This is a genomic window from Nonomuraea sp. NPDC049714, assembly GCF_044465295.1.
Classification (GTDB): Bacteria; Actinomycetota; Actinomycetes; order Streptosporangiales; family Streptosporangiaceae; genus Nonomuraea.
In genome coordinates this window covers 90877-109109 of sequence record NZ_JBITLM010000002.1, presented here as the reverse complement: position 1 = coordinate 109109, position 18233 = coordinate 90877, and the positions used below count along the sequence as shown (strand labels likewise).

Sequence of the window (18233 nt, the reverse complement as noted above, 5' to 3'; positions counted from 1 at the left end):
TGTCATGATCCACCCCGTTTATCCGGTAGTGCCCCAAGCTACCGCGTGGACTCGCGCACCACGAGATCCGGCTGGAACATGATCTGCTGGTGCGCGTGCGTGTCCGGGTTGTCGCACTCGTCGAGCAGCAGCTCGGTGGCCACCCGCCCCAGCTGGTAGGTCGGCTGCCTGATCGAGCTCAGCGACACGGTCGTGGCCGAGGCGAAGTCGATGTCGTCGTAGCCGATCAGCGAGACGTCCTCGGGCACCCGCACGCCGCCCTGCAGCAGGCCGCGCAGCATGCCCACGGCGAGCAGGTCGTTGGCGCAGAACAACGCGTCCGGCAGGCGGTCCTGGGCGAGCAGCTTCTCGGCGGCCTGCTGGCCGGCCGCCGCGGTCATCGCCGGCATGGACACCTCCCGCAGCTCCTGCGGGTCGCGCCCGGCGGCGGCCAGTGCCCGCTCGGCGCCCCGCCGCCGGTCCTGGCACTGCCTGAGCGAGGCGGGCCCGGTGATGTAGGCGATGTTGTCGAACCCGCCCGCCAGCAGGTGCTCGACGGCCATCGCGCCACCGGTCACGTCGTTGACCGCCACCGCGCACTGGTCGGGCCGATCGGCCGGATGGTCGACCAGCACCACCGCGATGCCCCGCCGGCGCAGCATGTCGAGCCGGGCATGGTCCTCGTCGGACGGCGTGATCAGCACCCCGCGCACCCGCTGCTCGGCGAAGACCAGGAGGTTGCGTTCCTCCTTGACGCGGCTGCCCGAGGAGTTGCCCAGGATGACCGCGTAGCCGCGCTCGCTGGCCAGGTCCTCGACCCCGGCGGCGACGTCGGTGAAGAACGGGTTGCCGATGTCCATCACCGACAGGCCGACCGTGCGGCTGTGCCCGGCGCGCAGCGTGGAGGCCGAGCCGTGCCTGACGAAGCCGAGCTCCCTGATGGCCGTCTCCACCCGGTCACGGGTGCTGCCCGCGACCTTCTCGGGCCGGTTGAGCACGTTGGACACCGTGCCGGGCGAGACACCGGCCCTGGCCGCGACGTCCTTGATGCTCACCGTGCTCGTGCTCATCGGTGCCCCCGAGGCTCGTAGGTGCGCACGCCCGCGCTGCGCCGTACCAGATCCCGCATCTCGGCCAGGTCGCCCACCAGGCCCCGCGCCCTGGCCTGGACCAGCGCGTTGCCCAGCGCGGCCGCCTCGACGGGACCGGCGACCACCGGCAGTCCGGTGGCGTCGGCCGTGAGCCGGCACAGCAGCGTGTTGAGTGAGCCGCCGCCCACCAGGTGCACGACCTCGACCGGGCGGCCACTGAGCCGCACGGCGTCGGCGACGGCCCGTTGGTAGGCGAGGGCGAGGCTCTGCAGGATGCATCGTACGACCTGCGCGCGGCCCTGCGGAGCGCGCTGCCCGGTGCGGGCGCAGTAGGCGGCGATGCGGGCGGGCATGTCGCCGGGCGGCAGGAAGGACGGGTCGTCGGGGTCGATGACCGTGTCGGTCCCGGTGGCCCCGGCCTCCGCCAGCAGCGGCTCCAGATCCGGCTCGCCCCAGGTGCGCAGGCACTCCTGCAGGATCCACAGGCCCATGACGTTGCGCAGGTAGCGGGTGGTGCCGTCGATGCCGGCCTCGTTGGTGAAGTTGGCCAGGCGGCTCTCCTCGGTGAGCACCGGGGCGGGCAGCTCGACGCCCACCAGCGACCAGGTGCCGCAGGAGATGTAGGCGAAGCGGCCGGTCTCGGCGGGCACCGCGACCACGGCGGAGGCGGTGTCGTGAGAGGCGATCTTGGTGACGACCGTGGTGTAGCCGACCTCCTCCGCCACGTCCGCCCGTAGTGGGGTGCTTTCTTCCGAAATTTCGGGGAAAATCCGGCGAGGGAGGCCGAGCTTGTCGATGAGCTCCCAGGCCCACTCCCGCCGCGTCACGTCGTACAGACCCGTGGTCGAGGCGTTCGTCCGCTCGGCCCCGATCGCGCCCGTCAGCCAGTGGCCGAGCAGGTCCGGGATCAGCAGCATCGTCTCGGCCTCGTCCAGCCGCTCGGTGAGGAGCTGGTTGACGGTGTTGAACTGCAGGAACTGCAGCCCGGTCACCTCGTAGGGGTCCACCCGCGCGGTGAAGCGGTTGGTCCGCCCGTCGCGGTAGTGCACCGGGTTGCCGATCAGCCGGCCCCCGGCGTCCAGCAGCCCGTAGTCGACCGCCCAGGAGTCGATGCCCACGGACTCCGCCGGCCCCGCCTCGCGCAGCCCGTCCAGCACGCCTCGGTACAGCGCGAGGATGTCCCAGTGCAGCGTCCCGGACACCTGCACCGGCCGGTTGGGGAAGCGGTGCACCTCGGTGAGGTCGATCCGGCCGCCCGACACGGCGGCGCTCATCACCCGCCCGCTGGAGGCGCCTAGATCAACAGCTGTGAATCGCACGCAACTGATTAAAACGTAACAATCACAGATGCGCCAGGGAGTCTGTGCAGGCATTGACGACCGAGGGCGGAACACCTAGATTCCGGGAAACATCCCGTTAAAACGTTTGTTGCCCGGAGGACGTATGAGTGGTCCGCCCACCCTCGCGCTCGCGAACGTCAGCAAGTCGTTCGGAGCCGTGAGGGCGCTGCGCGACGTATCGCTCGAGTTGTTCCCCGGCGAGGCGCACGCACTCGCGGGGGAGAACGGCGCCGGCAAGTCCACGCTCGTCAAGACCCTCGCCGGCGTGCACCGCCCGGACAGCGGCCAGGTGCTGCTGGGCGGCGAGCCCGTCACGTTCGCCGGCCCGGCCGACGCCCAGCAGGCCGGCGTGGCGGTCATCTACCAGGAACCCACCCTCTTCCCCGACCTGTCCGTCGCCGAGAACATCTTCATGGGCCGCCAGCCGCGCATCAGCCTGGGCCGCATCGACCGCAAGGCGCTGCGGGCACAGGCCGGGCAGCTGTTCGACCGGCTCGGCGTGACGCTCGACCCCGAGCAGCCCGCGCGCGGCCTGTCCATCGCCGACCAGCAGCTCGTCGAGATCGCCAAGGCCATCTCCCGGGACGCCCGCGTCCTGGTCATGGACGAGCCCACGGCCGCGCTGTCCGGCAACGAGGTCGCCCGGCTGTTCTCGGTCGTGGAGGCGCTGCGCGAGCAGGGCTGCGCGATCCTGTTCATCTCGCACCGGCTGGACGAGATCTTCTCGCTGTGCCAGCGGGTGACGACGCTGCGCGACGGCGCCTGGATCGCCAGCGAGCCCGTCGAGGGCCTCACCCACGACGATCTGATCCGCCGCATGGTGGGCCGCGACCTCGACGCCCTCTACCCCAAGCAGGACACCACCGCCGGTGAGGTCGCGCTCCAGGTGGAGCGGCTGACCAGGGAGGGCTACTTCACCGACGTCTCCTTCCAGGTGCGGCGGGGCGAGATCGTCGCCCTGGCCGGCCTGGTCGGAGCCGGGCGGAGCGAGGTGGCCAGGGCCGTCTTCGGCATCGACCGGTGGGACGCCGGCTCGGTCACCGTGGACGGCCGGCCGCTGCCCGCCGGCAGCCCCACCGCCGCCATGAGCGCAGGGCTGGCCCTGGTGCCCGAGGACCGGCGGCAGCAGGGGCTGGTCATGGAGCTGTCGATCGAGCGCAACATCGGCCTGACCGGGCTGCGCTCGCTGCGCCGGGGCGTCACCATCTCCCGGGCCGCCGAACGCGACCGGGCCAGGGACTGGGCGCTGCGGCTGCAGCTCAAGTTCGCCCGGCTCAGCGACGGCGTCGGCGTGCTGTCGGGCGGCAACCAGCAGAAGGTCGTGCTGGCCAAGTGGCTGGCGACCGAGCCGTCCGTGCTCATCGTGGACGAGCCCACCCGCGGCATCGACGTCGGCACCAAGGCCGAGGTGCACCGCCTGCTGTCGGAGCTGGCCGGTCAGGGCATCGCGGTGCTCATGATCTCCTCCGACCTGCCGGAGGTGCTCGGCATGGCCGACCGGGTGCTGGTCATGCACGAGGGGCGGCTGACCGCCGAGATCTCGCGCGCCGAAGCGACCGAGGAGAGCGTCATGTCCGCCGCGACCGGGAGGGCCGCATGACGACCGCGACCGCCCCGCCCGAGCCCGCCGAGCCCGCCGTGCGCACCCGCAGCGCCCGCGGCCTCGTCGACCTGGTGTTCCGGGCGAGAGAGCTGAGCCTGGTCATCGCCCTGGTCGCGCTCGTCGCCATCACGGCCGGGGTCAACGGCAACTTCCTGTCCGGGCAGGGCATCGAGGACATCCTGCTCAACACGGCCATCCTGGCGCTGCTGGCCGTCGGCCAGTCGCTGGTGGTCGTCACCCGCAACCTGGACCTGTCGGTCGGCTCGGTGGTGGGGCTGGTCGCGTTCGTCACCGGCGACATGCTGGCGAGCGGCTGGGGGATCGTGCCCGGCGTGGTGCTGGGCATCGCCATCGGCGCCGTCTGCGGCCTGCTGAACGGGCTCCTGGTGAGCTTCTGCCGGGTGCCCGCGCTGGTCGTGACGCTCGGCACGCTCTACGTGATCCAGGGCATCGGCCACTACATCGCCCACGGCCGCCAGATCAACGCGGTGGACCTGCCGCCGGGGCTGCTCTCGCTGGGCAACGGCAGCGTGCTGGGCATCCCGTACCTGCCGCTCATCACGCTCGTCGTCATGCTGGCGATCGGCTACTACCTGCGCTCCTACCCGAGCGGCAGGGAGTTCTACGCGATCGGCTCCAGCCCGGAGGCGGCCGGCCTGGCGGGCGTGCCCGTCCGGCGCCGCATCCTGGTCGCCTACCTGGTCAGCGGCTGCCTGGCCGGGCTGGCCGGCGTGCTCTGGCTGGCCAGGTTCGGCACCGTCATCGCCGACTCCGCCAACGGCTGGGAGCTGCTGGTGATCAGCGCCGTGGTGGTCGGCGGCGTGGCGATCACCGGCGGCGTCGGCAGCGTGTACGGGGCCGCGCTCGGCGCGCTCCTGCTCACCACCATCGGCAGCGCGCTGGTCGTGCTCCGGGTCAACCCGTTCTGGCAGCAGGCCATCACCGGGGCGCTGCTCCTGCTCGCGATCAGCGTCGACCGGGTGCTCGCGCTGCGGGTCGCCCGGCTGCTCAGAAGGAGAAGCCGCCATGGCTAAAGTGCTGCGCTGGGACGTCATGGTCGGCGTGCTGCTGGTCGCGGTGTTCGCCGGCGGCTCGCTCACCTCGCCGGGCTTCGCCACCGTCGGGAACCTGTCGTTCGCCCTCGGCGACCTGGGCGAGATCGCGCTCATCGCGCTGACCATGACCATGCTGGTGGTGGCCGCCGAGGTGGACCTGTCGGTCGCCTCCGTGCTCGGCCTGTCCAGCGCCCTGGTCGGCGCCCTGTGGGACGGCGGCATGGCCATCGAGACCATCATCCCGCTGGTCGTGCTCGTCGGCGCCCTGTGCGGGCTGGTCAACGGCCTGCTCGTGACCAAGCTCGGGCTGCCCTCGCTGGCCGTCACGATCGGCACCCTCGCCCTCTACCGGGGGCTGGCGTACGTGGTGCTGGGGGACAAGGCCGTCGCCCAGTTCCCGCGCGAGTTCACCGCGCTGGCCGTGGACGACGTGCCGGGGACGTTCATCCCGTATCCGGTCGCGCTGTTCGTCATGCTCGCGGTGGTGGTCGCGATCGTGCTGCACGCCACCGGGTTCGGCCGCTCGCTGTTCGCGATCGGCGCGCAGGAGCAGGCCGCGTTCTTCGCCGGGATCCGGGTCAAGCGGATCAAGCTGCTGCTGTTCGTGCTGTCCGGCACGGTCGCCGCCTTCGCCGGCGTCGTCTTCACCCTCAGGTACGGCTCCGCCCGCGCCGACAACGGCCTGGGCATCGAGCTCGCGGTCATCGCCGCCGTGCTGCTCGGCGGGGTCGACTTCGACGGCGGCAAGGGCACCCTCGGCGGTGTCATCGCCGGTGTGCTGCTCATCGGCCTGCTGCGCAACCTGCTCATGCTCAACGACGTCTCGACCGAGATCCAGTCGATCGTCACCGGTCTCCTGCTCATCATCTCGGTGCTCACCCCCCGCCTCATCGCCTCGGTGAGACCGGCGCTCCTGAAAGGATCCACATGAGATCGATCCGTATGGTCACCCTGACAGCGGTGCTCGCCCTGGGCGTGGCCGCCTGCGGCGGTGGCACCACCAAGGACACGGTCAGCTCGGCGTCCCCGGCGGCCCCCGCCTCCAGCGCCGCCGCCAAGGCCGATCCCAACGCGCCCATCAAAGAGGGCCTGAAGCTGGCGTTCCTGCCCAAGCAGATCAACAACCCGTACGAGACCATCGTCGACAAGGCCGGCATCGAGGCGGCGGCGGAGTTCAAGGGCGAGGCCAAGGAGGTCGGCCCGTCCGACGCGTCGGCCTCCTCGCAGATCTCCTACATCAACACCCTCACCCAGCAGGGCCACGACGCGATCCTGATCGCGGCCAACGACGCCAACGCCGTCTGCGGCCCGCTCCAGGAGGCCCGCGCCAAAGGCATCAAGATCGTCTCGTACGACTCCGACGCCGCTCCCGAGTGCCGGGACATCTTCATCAACCAGGCCAGCTCGGAAGAGGTCGGCCGCAGCCAGGTCAAGCTGCTCGCCGACATGATCGACAGCAAGGGCGAGATCGCCATCCTGTCGGCCACGGCCAACGCCACGAACCAGAACACCTGGATCGAGTTCATGAAGGACGAGCTCGCCAAGCCTGAGTACAAGGACATGAAGCTGGTCAAGGTCGCCTACGGTGACGACGACGACCAGAAGTCCTTCACCGAGACGCAGGGCCTGCTGCAGGCCTACCCGGACCTCAAGGGCATCATCTCGCCCACCACGGTCGGCGTCTCGGCCGCGGCCCGCTACATCTCGGGCTCGAAGTACAAGGGCAAGGTCGTGCTGACCGGCCTCGGCACGCCGAACCAGATGCGCCAGTTCGTCAAGGACGGCACCGTCGAGAAGTTCGCCCTGTGGAACCCGAAGGACCTCGGCTACCTGGCCTCCTACGCCGCCGCCGCGCTGGCCTCCGGCCAGATCACCGGGGCCGAGGGCGAGACCCTCAAGGCCGGCAAGCTCGGTGAGCGCACCATCGGCGCCAAGGGTGAGATCATCCTCGGCCCGCCGTTCACCTTCGACGCCTCGAACATCGACGAGTTCGACTTCTGATCACGTAGCGACAGTCCGCACGCGCGCTTCCCGCCGGGGGGCGCGCGTGCGCAGGAAGGAGACCGTGTGGAGCGGGTGTGCTTTCAGCTGAGAGTCCGGCCCGAGCGGATCGACGAGTACCGGGAACGCCACCGGAACGTGTGGCCCGACATGCGCGAGGCGCTGCGGGCGGCAGGATGGCGCAACTACTCGCTCTTCCTGCGTGACGACGGGCTGCTCATCGGCTATCTGGAGGCCGACGACTTCGAGGCGGCGCAGCGGGCGATGGCCGACACCGAGGTCAACACCCGCTGGCAGCGCGAGATGGCGCCGTTCTTCGAGGTGGGCCGGCCCGACGAGGGCCTGCTCAGGTTGGCCGAAGTTTTCCATCTGGATTGATACGGGGACAATCATGATCAAGGACATGCTGCGTAAGCAGCGCATCGAGACGCCTTCGTGGGCGTACGGCAACTCCGGGACCCGCTTCAAGGTCTTCGCCCAGCAGGGCGTGCCGCGGGACCCGTACGAGAAGCTGGCGGACGCGGCGCAGGTGCAGTTGCACACCGGGGTGGCGCCGACCGTGGCGCTGCACATCCCGTGGGACAAGGTCGACGACTACGGCGACCTGGCCCGGCACGCCGCCGAGCTGGGGGTGGGCATCGGGGCGATCAACTCCAACGTCTTCCAGGACAACGACTACATGCTGGGCAGCGTCACCCATCCCGACCCCCGGGTGCGGGCCAAGGCGCTGGCCCACCTGCTCGAGTGCGTGGACATCATGGACCAGACCGGGTCCGACACCCTCAAGCTGTGGTTCTCCGATGGAACGAACTATCCGGGGCAGGATGACATCCGGGCCCGGCAGGACCGGCTCGCGGAGGCGCTGTCGGCGGTGTACGAGCGGCTGGGGGAGGGGCAGCGGTTCCTGCTGGAGTACAAGCTGTTCGAGCCCGCTTTCTACACCACCGACGTGCCCGACTGGGGCACCGCGTACGCGCACTGCGTGAAGCTCGGGCCCAAGGCGCAGGTCGTGGTCGACACCGGGCATCACGCGCCCGGCACCAACATCGAGTTCATCGTGGCGTTCCTGCTGCGTGAGGGGAAGCTGGGCGGTTTCGACTTCAACTCCCGCTTCTACGCCGACGACGACCTCATGGTGGGCGCGGCCGACCCGTTCCAGCTCTTCCGGATCATGTTCGAGGTGATCGGCGGCGGCGGGTACACCGAGGAGATCGCCTTCATGCTCGACCAGTGCCACAACATCGAGCCGAAGATCCCCGGCCAGATCCGCTCGGTGATGAACGTGCAGGAGGCCACCGCCAAGGCACTGCTCGTCGACCGGGCCGCCTTGGCCGAGGCGCAGCGGGCAGGGGATGTGCTGGGCGCGAACGCCGTGCTGATGGACGCGTACAACACCGACGTGCGCCCGCTGCTGGCCGAGCTCCGCGAGGAGATGGGGCTGGCGCCAGACCCGATGGCCGCCTACGCCAAGTCAGGATATTTCGAGAAAATCGCCGCCGAGCGGGTGGGCGGCGCGCAGGCAGGATGGGGAGCCTGATGAACGCCGTCGAAGAACTGCTCGCCAGGGCGCACGCCCTCGGCTCGGATCCGCGCAACACCAACTTCGCCGGCGGCAACGCCTCCGCGAAGGCCGCCGCGAACGACCCGGTGACCGGCCACGACGTCGAGCTGATGTGGGTGAAGGGGTCCGGGGGCGACCTCGGCACCCTCACCGCGGCGGGACTGGCCGTGCTGCGCCTGGACCGCGTCCGGGCGCTGATCGACGTCTACCCGGGCGTGGACCGCGAGGACGAGATGGTGACCGCGTTCGACTACTGCCTGCACGGCAAGGGCGGTGCGGCCCCGTCGATCGACACCGCCATGCACGCCCTGGTCGACGCGCCACACGTGGACCACCTGCACCCCGACTCCGGCATCGCCATCGCCACCGCCGCCGACGGCCCCGCGCTGACCGAGCGGATCTTCGGCGAGCGGGTCGTCTGGGTGCCGTGGCGACGGCCCGGCTTCCAGCTCGGCCTGGACATCGCCGAGATCAAGTCCGCCCACCCGGCCGCCATCGGCTGCGTGCTCGGCGGCCACGGCATCACCGCCTGGGGCGACACCAGTCAGGAGTGCGAGCGCAACTCGCTCGACATCATCCGCACCGCCGAGCGCTACATCGCCGAGCACGGCCGTCCCGACCCGTTCGGCCCGGTGCTGCACGAGCCGCTGGCCGAGGAGGCCAGGCGCCGCAGGGCCGCCGAGCTCTTCCCGGCGGTGCGCGGCCTGGCGAGCACCGACGCCCGCCAGGTCGGCCACTACACCGACACCCCCGAGGTGCTCGACTTCCTCTCCCGCGCCGAACACCCCCGGCTCGCCGCGCTCGGCACGTCCTGCCCGGACCACTTCCTGCGCACCAAGGTCGCCCCGCTGGTGCTCGACCTGCCGCCGGACGCGCCGCTCGACGACGCGCTGGCCCGGCTGCGCGAGCTGCACGCCCGGTACCGCGAGGACTACGCCGCCTACTACCAGCGGCACGCCACGCCGGACTCGCCGCCGATGCGCGGCGCGGACCCGGCCATCGTGCTGGTGCCGGGCGTCGGCATGTTCAGCTTCGGCAAGGACAAGCAGACCGCCAGGGTCGCCGGCGAGTTCTACGTGAACGCGATCAACGTGATGCGCGGCGCCGAGGCGCTGTCCACCTACCGGCCCATCGCCGAGTCGGAGAAGTTCCGCATCGAGTACTGGGAGCTGGAGGAGGCCAAGCTGCGCCGCCTGCCCAAGCCCAAGCCGCTGGCCGGGCGGGTCGCCCTGGTCACCGGCGGCGGCTCCGGCATCGGTGCCGCCACCTGCCGCCGGCTGGCCGCCGAGGGCGCCTGCGTGGTGGTCGCCGACCGCGACCTCGCCGCCGCCGAGAAGGTCGCCGCCGAGCTCGGCGCCGCCGCCTACCGGCCGCAGGACGTCGCCATCGCCGCCGGCGTGGACGTCACCTCGGAAGAGCAGGTCCAGCAGGCGGTACGGCAGGCGGTGCTCGCCTTCGGCGGCGTCGACCTGGTCGTGAACAACGCCGGCCTGTCCCTGTCGCGCTCGCTGCTGGAGACCACGCTCGACGACTGGGACCTGCAGCACGACGTGATGGCGCGAGGCTCCTTCCTGGTCTCCCGCGAGACCGCCCGGGTCCTGATCGACCAGGGCATCGGCGGCGACATCGTCTACATCTCCTCCAAGAACGCGGTCTTCGCCGGGCCCAACAACGTCGCCTACGGTGCGGCCAAGGCCGACCAGGCGCACCAGGTCCGGCTGCTGGCCGCCGAGCTCGGCGGCCACGGCATCCGGGTGAACGGCATCAACCCGGACGGCGTGGTCCGCGGCTCCGGCATCTTCGCCGCAGGCTGGGGCGCCAACCGGGCGGCCGTGTACGGGGTCGAGGAGGAGAAACTGGGCGAGTTCTACGCCCAGCGCACGCTGCTCAAGCAGGAGGTGCTGCCGGAGCACGTGGCCGCCGCCGTGTTCGCGCTCACGGCGGGCGACCTGCGGGTCACCACCGGGCTGCACATCCCCGTCGACGCCGGGGTGGCCGCCGCCTTCCTGCGCTGACCGGCCGCGCGCCCCCACCCAGCAAGACCGCCCGCTCGGGCCGTACAAAGTCGTACCCAGTAAGACGCCCGCTCGGGCCGTACAGAGTCGCACACAGCAAGACGCCCGCTCGGGCGTACAGAAGGGAGAGCGTCTTGACGCTCGAACGGATCGCCACCAACCGCACCAAGGTCGGGCTCGTCGCGGGCGGGCTCGGCGCGTACTGGCCGCAGTTCCCCGACCTGCTGCCGCAGCTGCAGCGCTCCTCCGCCCGCGTGTCGGAGCGGATGCGGGCGCTGGGCTGCGAGGTGGTGGACGCCGGGTTCGTCTCCGACGCGCAGGAGGGCGCCGCCGCGGCGGAGAAGCTGCGCGCGGCCGGATGCGACCTGATCGTCGGATTCCTCACCACCTACATGACCGCCACCATGCTGCTCCCGGTCGCCCAGCGCACCGGCGCGCCGGTGCTGCTGATCAACCTGCAGCCGACCGAGTCGATGGACCACGACAGCTTCGACACCGGTCAGTGGCTGGCCTACTGCGGCGCCTGCCCACTGCCGGAGATGGCCAACACCTTCACCAGGGCCGGGATCCCGTTCAGGTCGGTGTCCGGCTACCTGGAGGACGAGCGGGCCTGGGCCCGGATCGGCCGCTGGGTGCGGGCCGCCGGCGTGCGCGCGTCGCTGCGGCGCGGCCGGCACGGGCTGATGGGCCACCTTTACCCGGGCATGCTGGACGTGTCGACCGACCTGACGCTGGTGCCGGTGAACCTCGGCGGGCACGTCGAGGTGCTGGAGTTCGACGACCTGCGGGTGCGCGTCGAGCAGGTCACCGACGCCGAGGTCAAGGACCGGATGGAGCTGGCCCGCGAGGTGTTCGAGCTGGACGGGACGGTCGTCGCCGAGGACTTCGCGTGGGCGGCGCGGGTCTCGGCCGGGCTCGACCGGCTGGTGGCCGACTTCGAGCTCGACAGCCTCGCCTACTACCACCGCGGGCTCAACGGGGAGATCCACGAACGGCTCGGCGCCGGCATGATCCTCGGCGCGTCGCTGCTCACCGCCCGCGGCGTGCCCACCGCCGGAGAGTACGAGCTGCGTACGTCCCTCGCGATGCTGGTCATGGACCGGCTGGGCGCGGGCGGCTCCTTCACCGAGCTGCAGGCGCTGGACTTCCTGCGCGGGCACGTCGAGATGGGCCACGACGGCCCGGCGCACCTGGAGATCAGCTCCGGCAAGCCGCTCCTGCGCGGCCTCGGCGTCTTCCACGGCAAGCGCGGCTGGGGCGTGTCGGTCGAGTTCGACGTGGCGCACGGGCCGGTGACGGCGTTCGGGCTGCTGCAGAAGCGCGACGGCGCGTTCGGCTTCGTCGTGTCGGAGGGCGAGACCGTGGACGGCCCGCACCTCAAGATCGGCAACACCACCTCCCGGGTCGACTTCGGCCGCGACCCGGGGGAGTGGACCGACGCGTGGAGCGCCACCGGCATCTCCCACCACTGGGCGCTCGGCACCGGTCACCGGGCGGAGGAGCTGTCCGCGCTGGCGGACCTGATGGAGGTGGAGGTCGTGCGCGTCTGACGTCCTGGACGGAGCCCGAGGGGAGGGTCCCCTCGGGCAATCCGACCTCAGTTCCGCTGCCCGGGTTCGCCGTCCGATGCTCGGATCTTCGCGCGCCCGCGGCGTGCCGCGACGCCTGGGCTGAGCAAGCTGCCGGCGTCCCAACGTCGGCACGTACGAGGCCGCTTGGTGGCGGGACGTGGTCGGCCGCGCCATCGCACGTGATAAACCCGGTGACGTCGACGATCACCCCCGGGATACTGGTCGCCCATGGATGAGGTCGAAGTGGTCGTCGCCCATTCCGAGCGCGCGACCCTGCGCGTCGGCGAGGTGTTCCTGAAGGTGGACGCCGATCGGGCGCGCCTCGAGGTCGAGGTCGAGGCGATGGCCCTGGCACCGGTCCCGACCCCGAAGGTCCTGTGGCACAAGCCGCCCGTGCTCGCGATCGCCGCGGTCCCGGGGACGGCGCTCGGCCGCCTCGGCGAGCCGTCGACCGCGTCCCCGGCGGCGTGGGCCGCGGCGGGCGCCGCCATCCGGAGGTTGCACGACGCGCCGTTGCCGCCCAGGCCGGGCCGGGCCGGCCTGGGCATCGACGCGTGGGCGGCGGAGCTCGATGGCGAGTGCGAGCGGCTCGTGGCGGACGGCGTCCTGCCCGCCGACCTGGTCAGCCGCAACCGCCAGGTGGCCGAGGCCGCGCTCCGGCCGTGGGCTCCGGTGTTCACGCACGGAGACCTGCAGATCACTCACGTGTTCGTCGACGGTGAGGAGATCACGGGCATCATCGACTGGTCCGAGGCGGGCCAGGGTGATGCCCTGTTCGACCTCGCCATCTTGACGCTCGGACACGAGGAGCACCTCGGTGACGTCGTCGCCGGCTATGGCACCGACGTCGACCTCGATGTGATCCGCGCGTGGTGGTCGTTGCGGAGCCTGCTGGCGGTTCGCTGGCTGGCCGAGCACGGCTTCGACCCGTTCGCGCCGGGCTGTGAGGTCGACGTGCTGAGGTCCCGGCTGTGAGGCTGCGCGGGTTTGACCGCTATGGGAAGGTCCTGTCGGACAGGATGCCCGGGAGGACCTTCCCACTCAGAATCCGGCGTGTGGTGCCGCCGGGCAGTGCTGAGGAACGTCAGGGAGCTTCTCCAGCGCGACGTAGTGGTTCCTCACCGTGGAAGACCTTCCCCGGCTCGGCCATCGCGCGGTAGAGCTGGTCCGCGTCCCACGCGGGCTCTCGCAGATCGAGCCGGGTCGACGCCCGGAACCCGTCCAACGCCAGGTAAACGTGCCGCCGCCACATTGAGGGGGCAACGTGCCGCGTGGCCTCGGCGACCCTGCTGCTCGCCCACAACAACAGAAAGAGGTCGGCGCCGGTGACGTCCGGACGCACGACGCCGGCCGCCTGAGCCCGCCCCAGCACCCGTTGTGCGAGCGCGCAGATCTCGCTGTGCACGGCATCGGTGCGGTCGTCACCGGGAAACCGCCGCGCCAAGAAGTCGCCGAACGCCCGATCCCCGGCCTGGGCCGTACACAGGACTTCGAGCAGGCCGCGAAACGCCTCCCAGGGATCCTCCAGGCCGAGCGCGGCCTCCACCTCATTGACCACGTGGCTCAGCTTCGGTTCGAGTACGGCGTACAGGAGGTCCAGACGCGTCGGGAAGTGCCGGTAGAGGGTGCCGACCACCAAGCCCGCCTCCCGTGCGATGCCGTCGAGGGCGGCCTGCGCGCCCTGGTCGGCGAACGCGCGCCGAGCGCACTCGAGAAGCCGCTCGCGGTTGCGGCGGGCATCCCGGCGAGCAGGCGGCGGGTTGTCCCTGGAAGGCATGGGGTCATCGTAGCAAGGTGAGACATATATCAACTTTGAGAGTGCTCTCATCTTCGCTACAGTAAGCGGAATCAAAGATGAGAGCATCATCATTTTCTGACTAAGGGAGTGACATGGCGAAGCTCGGTGGGAAGGTCGCGGTGATCACCGGCGCGACCTCTGGGCTGGCACTGGCGACGGCGAAGTTGTTCGTCGAGGAGGGTGCGCACGTGGTCATCACCGGCCGGCGCCAGGATCGGCTGGACGCGGCGGTGGCCGCCATCGGCCACGGCGTGACCGGTGTGCTCGGCGACGTCGGTCAGATCTCCGACGTGGTCCGCCTGGCCGAGGTCGTGGCGGCCGAAGTGGGCCGGGTGGACGTGCTCATCGCCAGCGCCGGCGCCTGGACGTGGAACGAGCACATCGGCGACGTGACCGAGGAGTCGTTCGACGCCGTGTTCGGCGTGAACGTGCGCGGGACGTTCTTCACCGTGCAGAAACTGCTGCCGTTGCTGTCCGACGGCGCCTCGATCGTGCTCATCGGATCGGGCGCCGCGGACAAGGGCGATCCGGGAACGACGGTCTACGCCGCGAGCAAGGCGGCACTGCGGTCGTTCGCCCGGACCTGGACCACCGACTTGAAGCAGCGCCGAATCCGGGTCAATGTCCTCAGTCCCGCCGCGATCGAGACCCCCGCGTTCGCGGACCTCCCGCCGGGGTTCAAGGAGCAGATCGCCTCGCGAGTGCCCGTCGGCCGCCTCGGTGACGAGGACGAGATCGCCACCGCGGCGCTCTTCCTCGCCTCCGCGGACTCGAGCTTCGTCACCGGGATCGACCTCCCCGTCGACGGCGGGATCGGCCAGGTCTGACCGGAGGGCTCTGGGGCGTCGGGCGGAAGCGACGAAGATCGGCAGGGCCAGGACATGCGGCACGGTTCGGCCTGGCCACGCACGTCCTGCGGCAATGGGAGGCGATGGGCCTGCTCGCGCCGGCCCGTATCGGCGGAGACCACCGCCGATACGGCGCCGACGACTTCTGTCGCGTGGCGGCGATCCTGCGCCATCCTCGCGCGTCAGCGGGACCGCACCTGGCGATCGTCGTCCGGTCAGGCGTCTCTCAGGTCGGCGGGGGCCGTCGCCCTGGCGTAGAAGATCACCACCGTCAGCAGCAGGAGCAGGCCGGCGAAGGTGGTGACCTTGCCCACGGCGTCGGCGATCCAGCCGATCAGCACCGGGCCGAACAGCAGCCCCGAGTAGGTCAGGGTGGTGAACCTGGACAACGCCATCGCCGCGCCGTCCGAGCTGCCGTGCCCGACCGCGCTGAAGATGAGGGGCAGCAGGACGGACAGGCCCACGCCGACCACGCCGAAGCCGACGATGGTGACTGCGGCGTTGGGCCCCACCACGACCAGCAGCAGACCGGCGAGCGCGACCGCGCCGCTCACCCGGACCAGGGGCGGCGCGCCGTACTTCTCGTGCAGGCGGTCGCCGACGAGGCGGCCGCCGACCTGGCAGATGTTGAACAGGATGTAGCCCAGGGAGGCGACGGCCAGGGTCGCGCCACGGTCGTCGATGAGCAGGACGCCGCTCCAGCTGCCGACCGCCCCCTCCAGGATGAGCACGCTCGCCCCCATCGCGCCGAGCAGCAGCACCCGGGGCGTCCAGCCGGCCCGCCAGCGCATCCTGATCTTCTTGTCCGGCTCCGGCTCCTGGTCGGCGCCGGCGGGCAGCATCCAGAAGCCGGTGACCAGCGCGAGCGCGGCCACGCCCACGCCCACCCAGGCGAAGTGCGCCATCAGGGAGATCTCGACCTGCAGGGTCAGGCCGCCCAGCAGGGCAGCGCCCAGCGCGCCGATGCTCCAGGCGGCGTGGCAGCGGTTCATCACGGCCCGCTTGAGCGTGCGCTCCACGGCGATCGCGTGCGAGTTCATCGACACGTCGAGCAGCCCGTCGATCAGGCCGAAGGCCACCAGCGCGACGGCGAGCTGCATCGGGTCGGCGGCCAGCGCGATGCCGATCAGTGACAGCGGCAGCGCCACGCCGGTGATCCTGGCGATCGGCGCGCTGCCGAACCGGGCCACCAGAGCACCGGTGACCTGCATGGAGATCAGCGCGCAGACCGACGGGACCACCAGCAGCAGGCCGAGCTGCCCGTCCGACAGGCCGTGCTCGAGCTTCAGCGTCGGCACCCGGATCAGGAAGGTGGCGTAGGCGAGACCCACGATCAGGAACGCGGACATCGCCGCCAGCCTGGTCAGGCCCGCCGTGCGTGGCTCGGGGTCGAGTTCGGGTGTGCTGGTGTCCTCAGGCGCCGTCATCGCCGGCCCACTCCTTCATCCATCGGCTGTCCGCCTTCTCGCCCCGGAGGATGAACCGCAGGTCCACGGAGACGCGCATGGCATCGGTCACAGTATCGAGCGAGGCGTGCACCAGGTGCGGACTGTGCACGGTGAGGTCGCCCGCCTCATAGTCATGCCACAGCCACCGGCGGCCCACGGCCCGCGCCGTGGCCTGGAGGTCGTGGCTGATCGGCCGAGGGTCGCCCGCGCGGTCGCTGACGAGCCGCGCCCGCTCGAACCGCTCGGCCGCCTCCCGGTGCGAGCCTTCGAGGTAGACCAGGCCGCCGGTCTCCATCGGGCAGTCGCCGGCCGGGATCCACATGGTGAGCACCCGCTCGCTGCCCTGGGTCATGTAGGCGTGGTCGGTGTGCGCGCGTGAGGCCATCTGGGTGCCCGCGTGGAAGTGGCGCAGGATGCCGCGCCGCAGCCGCTCGACCGGGCCGCCGAGCAGCGCCTCCGCCAGGCCCCGCAGCGACGGCTGATCGGCGAACGACGCGAAGTGCCGCTCGCGGACGAAGGTGTGCGCCGGATGGCCCCGCACCCCGTGCGCGGGCAGCCCGTCGGGCGCCCGCCCGGAGAAGATCCCCTCCTCGGGCGTGGAACCGGCGGCGAGCAGCCCGTCCGGGAACATCGACAGGTACGCCGCGCGCAGGTCCAGCACCTGCCGACGGTCGAGGAAGCCGCGCAGCAGCACCACCCCGTCGTCGTGGAAGCGCCGGCGCAGGGCGGGGAGGTCACCGGCCAGCGGCGTGCTGTCGGTCAGCGGCGCGAACAGCTCGGGGGTGAACGGGACGGGCACCCCGTTGGACGTCACGGCCTGCCGGGACATCAGTAGACCCCCTCGATGACCCGTGGCGCGTCCTCCGACTCGTACGCGCCCACCTGCGACACTCCCGGCCACGGGAACCACGGATGCGCGGGGGCGGAGACCGCCGTGTCCCGCTCCAGCAGGTTGGGCAGGAAGAGATCCTCCAGCAGGGTCACCACCCGGATCCGCCCCCGCTCGCCGACCGCGACCTCCTGCCACACGTCGTCGGGCCGCACCACGTGCATGACCGCCAGCGGCGGCGGCAGGTGGTGGCTGTGCGGCGCGCCGGGCTCCAGGGCGTCTGCCTGCAGCGCGTGCCCGGACAGGGTGTTGCCGTAGGTGTCGATCCACTGCACGTCCTGGAGATACTCCTCGCGCAGGTAACGGGCCTCCTCGGGCGAGCAGGAGGTGCCGCCGGTGCACACCGCCCGCACGCCGTACGCGCTGAGGGGCTTGCGGAGCGCGGGCGCGAGCGACATGAGCAGCCGGGAGGTCGTGAAGAGCAGCGCGGGTCGTTCGTCCTCAAGGATGTCCGCGGTCTGCGCGACCAGATGGGCGACGTAGGCGTCGGCCTCGCCCGAGGCGCGGACCAGGTGCTTGACCCAGCGCGGGTCGAAGTCGACGGAGAAGACGGCCGCGCCCCAGCTGTCGCCGAGCAGCTTGACGAAGTGGCCGTAGGCGTGCGGGCCGCTGGGCGTCATGGCCAGGATGTCGCCGCCGAGCAGGCCGCGCGCCTCCAGCATGACGCGGTACATCCCCACGTCGTGGACGGCGCGGGTGACGTCGACGACGCGGTACGGCCTCCCGGACGAGCCGCCGGTCTCCACGACCCGGAACGGGCGCCCCGCGAAGCCACGCGGCACCAGGTCACGCGCCCGCACCCCGCGCAGGTCCGTCTTGTCGAACAGACCGAACAGGCGCAGCGAGGCGTAGTCGGTGACGTCACGGATCGGGTCGAAAGGCAGGCCGCCCTTGCGCGCCAGCCAGAACGCCGACCCGGTCCGGTCGCTGAAGTGCCAGCTCATCATGCGGGCCGTCCACTCGTCGAGCGATTCGCGCAGTGGGGGGACGTGCTCTCGCATGGCCTCAAGCAGGGAGCCGCCCGGCTCTGGGGG

Annotated in this window: 16 protein-coding genes and 1 pseudogene; 11 read left to right on the top strand and 6 right to left on the bottom strand. The window is 71.2% G+C overall.

All coding sequences use genetic code 11. The features are described 5' to 3' along the window. Window positions 1–38: 38 nt before the first annotated feature. Both ACIBQX_RS07380 and ACIBQX_RS07375 read right to left on the bottom strand, forming a co-directional pair. Window positions 39–1049: a LacI family DNA-binding transcriptional regulator gene (locus tag ACIBQX_RS07380; protein WP_397001679.1), complete on the bottom strand. Its 1011-nt coding sequence runs from the start codon at window positions 1047–1049 to the stop codon at window positions 39–41. After that, on the bottom strand, window positions 1046–2344 hold the full coding sequence (locus tag ACIBQX_RS07375; protein WP_397003815.1) for a rhamnulokinase family protein: 1299 nt from the start codon (window positions 2342–2344) through the stop codon (window positions 1046–1048). Before ACIBQX_RS07375 ends, ACIBQX_RS07380 begins: the two co-directional genes overlap by 4 nt. Before the next feature lie 169 nt (window positions 2345–2513). On the opposite strand from ACIBQX_RS07375, the gene ACIBQX_RS07370 reads away from it, so the two are divergent. The 9 genes from ACIBQX_RS07370 to ACIBQX_RS07330 all read left to right on the top strand — a co-directional run bounded on the left by ACIBQX_RS07370 (window position 2514) and on the right by ACIBQX_RS07330 (window position 13191). Continuing rightward, window positions 2514–4010, top strand: a complete 1497-nt coding sequence (locus ACIBQX_RS07370; protein WP_397001677.1) for a sugar ABC transporter ATP-binding protein — start codon at window positions 2514–2516, stop codon at window positions 4008–4010. Further along, window positions 4007–5047, top strand: a complete 1041-nt coding sequence (locus tag ACIBQX_RS07365; protein ID WP_397001675.1) for an ABC transporter permease — start codon at window positions 4007–4009, stop codon at window positions 5045–5047. Before ACIBQX_RS07370 ends, ACIBQX_RS07365 begins: the two co-directional genes overlap by 4 nt. Continuing rightward, entirely contained in the window at window positions 5040–5999 is a 960-nt protein-coding gene (locus ACIBQX_RS07360) for an ABC transporter permease (RefSeq protein WP_397001673.1), read from the top strand. The genes ACIBQX_RS07365 and ACIBQX_RS07360 overlap by 8 nt, the downstream gene beginning before the upstream one ends. Continuing rightward, the gene (rhaS, locus tag ACIBQX_RS07355) at window positions 5996–7069 is read left to right on the top strand and encodes a rhamnose ABC transporter substrate-binding protein (protein ID WP_397001671.1); all 1074 of its coding nucleotides are present in this window, start codon (window positions 5996–5998) and stop codon (window positions 7067–7069) included. The genes ACIBQX_RS07360 and rhaS overlap by 4 nt, the downstream gene beginning before the upstream one ends. Window positions 7070–7135: 66 nt before the next feature. Next, window positions 7136–7447, top strand: coding sequence for an L-rhamnose mutarotase (locus ACIBQX_RS07350; protein WP_397001669.1), 312 nt, complete (start codon window positions 7136–7138; stop codon window positions 7445–7447). A gap of 13 nt (window positions 7448–7460) precedes the next feature. Then, the gene (rhaI, locus tag ACIBQX_RS07345; RefSeq protein ID WP_397001667.1) at window positions 7461–8606 is read left to right on the top strand and encodes an L-rhamnose isomerase; all 1146 of its coding nucleotides are present in this window, start codon (window positions 7461–7463) and stop codon (window positions 8604–8606) included. Then, window positions 8606–10645, top strand: a complete 2040-nt coding sequence (locus ACIBQX_RS07340) for a bifunctional aldolase/short-chain dehydrogenase (RefSeq protein WP_397001665.1) — start codon at window positions 8606–8608, stop codon at window positions 10643–10645. Before rhaI ends, ACIBQX_RS07340 begins: the two co-directional genes overlap by 1 nt. A 134-nt stretch (window positions 10646–10779) precedes the next feature. After that, a complete protein-coding gene (locus tag ACIBQX_RS07335) occupies window positions 10780–12195 on the top strand; it encodes an arabinose isomerase (RefSeq protein ID WP_397001663.1) in 1416 nt (471 codons plus the stop codon). A gap of 249 nt (window positions 12196–12444) precedes the next feature. Then, window positions 12445–13191 carry a phosphotransferase family protein gene (locus ACIBQX_RS07330; protein WP_397001661.1) on the top strand — a complete coding sequence of 249 codons (747 nt, stop codon included), beginning with the start codon at window positions 12445–12447 and terminating at the stop codon, window positions 13189–13191. A 109-nt stretch (window positions 13192–13300) separates the two neighbouring features. Here ACIBQX_RS07330 and ACIBQX_RS07325 read toward each other — a convergent pair whose 3' ends face one another. Beyond that, window positions 13301–13993 carry a TetR/AcrR family transcriptional regulator gene (locus ACIBQX_RS07325; protein ID WP_397001659.1) on the bottom strand — a complete coding sequence of 231 codons (693 nt, stop codon included), beginning with the start codon at window positions 13991–13993 and terminating at the stop codon, window positions 13301–13303. A gap of 113 nt (window positions 13994–14106) precedes the next feature. Between ACIBQX_RS07325 and ACIBQX_RS07320 the strand changes: the two genes are divergently transcribed. Together ACIBQX_RS07320 and ACIBQX_RS07315 are read left to right on the top strand one after the other, a co-directional pair. Then, on the top strand, window positions 14107–14841 hold the full coding sequence (locus ACIBQX_RS07320) for an SDR family oxidoreductase (RefSeq protein ID WP_397001657.1): 735 nt from the start codon (window positions 14107–14109) through the stop codon (window positions 14839–14841). After that, window positions 14838–15014, top strand: a pseudogene (locus ACIBQX_RS07315) (MerR family transcriptional regulator); the annotation flags it as partial. The gene ACIBQX_RS07320 and the pseudogene ACIBQX_RS07315, both read left to right, overlap by 4 nt. Window positions 15015–15077: 63 nt before the next feature. Here the strand turns inward: ACIBQX_RS07315 and ACIBQX_RS07310 are convergent. The 3 genes from ACIBQX_RS07310 to ACIBQX_RS07300 are packed head-to-tail and all read right to left on the bottom strand — an operon-like array spanning window position 15078 to window position 18200. After that, entirely contained in the window at window positions 15078–16289 is a 1212-nt protein-coding gene (locus tag ACIBQX_RS07310; RefSeq protein ID WP_397001655.1) for an MFS transporter, read from the bottom strand. Further along, entirely contained in the window at window positions 16276–17139 is an 864-nt protein-coding gene (locus ACIBQX_RS07305; protein WP_397001653.1) for a phytanoyl-CoA dioxygenase family protein, read from the bottom strand. Before ACIBQX_RS07305 ends, ACIBQX_RS07310 begins: the two co-directional genes overlap by 14 nt. After that, window positions 17139–18200 (bottom strand): hypothetical protein, encoded by a 1062-nt coding sequence (locus ACIBQX_RS07300; protein ID WP_397001651.1) that lies wholly within the window; start codon window positions 18198–18200, stop codon window positions 17139–17141. The genes ACIBQX_RS07305 and ACIBQX_RS07300 overlap by 1 nt, the downstream gene beginning before the upstream one ends. Window positions 18201–18233: the final 33 nt, after the last annotated feature.

Coding starts and splice junctions, on each gene's coding strand:
- ACIBQX_RS07380 (WP_397001679.1), bottom strand. CDS start 1,049: ATGAGCACGAGCACGGTGAGCATCAAGGACGTCGCGGCCAGGGCCGGT.
- ACIBQX_RS07375 (WP_397003815.1), bottom strand. CDS start 2,344: ATGAGCGCCGCCGTGTCGGGCGGCCGGATCGACCTCACCGAGGTGCAC.
- ACIBQX_RS07370 (WP_397001677.1), top strand. CDS start 2,514: ATGAGTGGTCCGCCCACCCTCGCGCTCGCGAACGTCAGCAAGTCGTTC.
- ACIBQX_RS07365 (WP_397001675.1), top strand. CDS start 4,007: ATGACGACCGCGACCGCCCCGCCCGAGCCCGCCGAGCCCGCCGTGCGC.
- ACIBQX_RS07360 (WP_397001673.1), top strand. CDS start 5,040: ATGGCTAAAGTGCTGCGCTGGGACGTCATGGTCGGCGTGCTGCTGGTC.
- rhaS (WP_397001671.1), top strand. CDS start 5,996: ATGAGATCGATCCGTATGGTCACCCTGACAGCGGTGCTCGCCCTGGGC.
- rhaI (WP_397001667.1), top strand. CDS start 7,461: ATGATCAAGGACATGCTGCGTAAGCAGCGCATCGAGACGCCTTCGTGG.
- ACIBQX_RS07340 (WP_397001665.1), top strand. CDS start 8,606: ATGAACGCCGTCGAAGAACTGCTCGCCAGGGCGCACGCCCTCGGCTCG.
- ACIBQX_RS07330 (WP_397001661.1), top strand. CDS start 12,445: ATGGATGAGGTCGAAGTGGTCGTCGCCCATTCCGAGCGCGCGACCCTG.
- ACIBQX_RS07325 (WP_397001659.1), bottom strand. CDS start 13,993: ATGCCTTCCAGGGACAACCCGCCGCCTGCTCGCCGGGATGCCCGCCGC.
- ACIBQX_RS07320 (WP_397001657.1), top strand. CDS start 14,107: ATGGCGAAGCTCGGTGGGAAGGTCGCGGTGATCACCGGCGCGACCTCT.
- ACIBQX_RS07310 (WP_397001655.1), bottom strand. CDS start 16,289: ATGACGGCGCCTGAGGACACCAGCACACCCGAACTCGACCCCGAGCCA.
- ACIBQX_RS07305 (WP_397001653.1), bottom strand. CDS start 17,139: ATGTCCCGGCAGGCCGTGACGTCCAACGGGGTGCCCGTCCCGTTCACC.
- ACIBQX_RS07300 (WP_397001651.1), bottom strand. CDS start 18,200: ATGCGAGAGCACGTCCCCCCACTGCGCGAATCGCTCGACGAGTGGACG.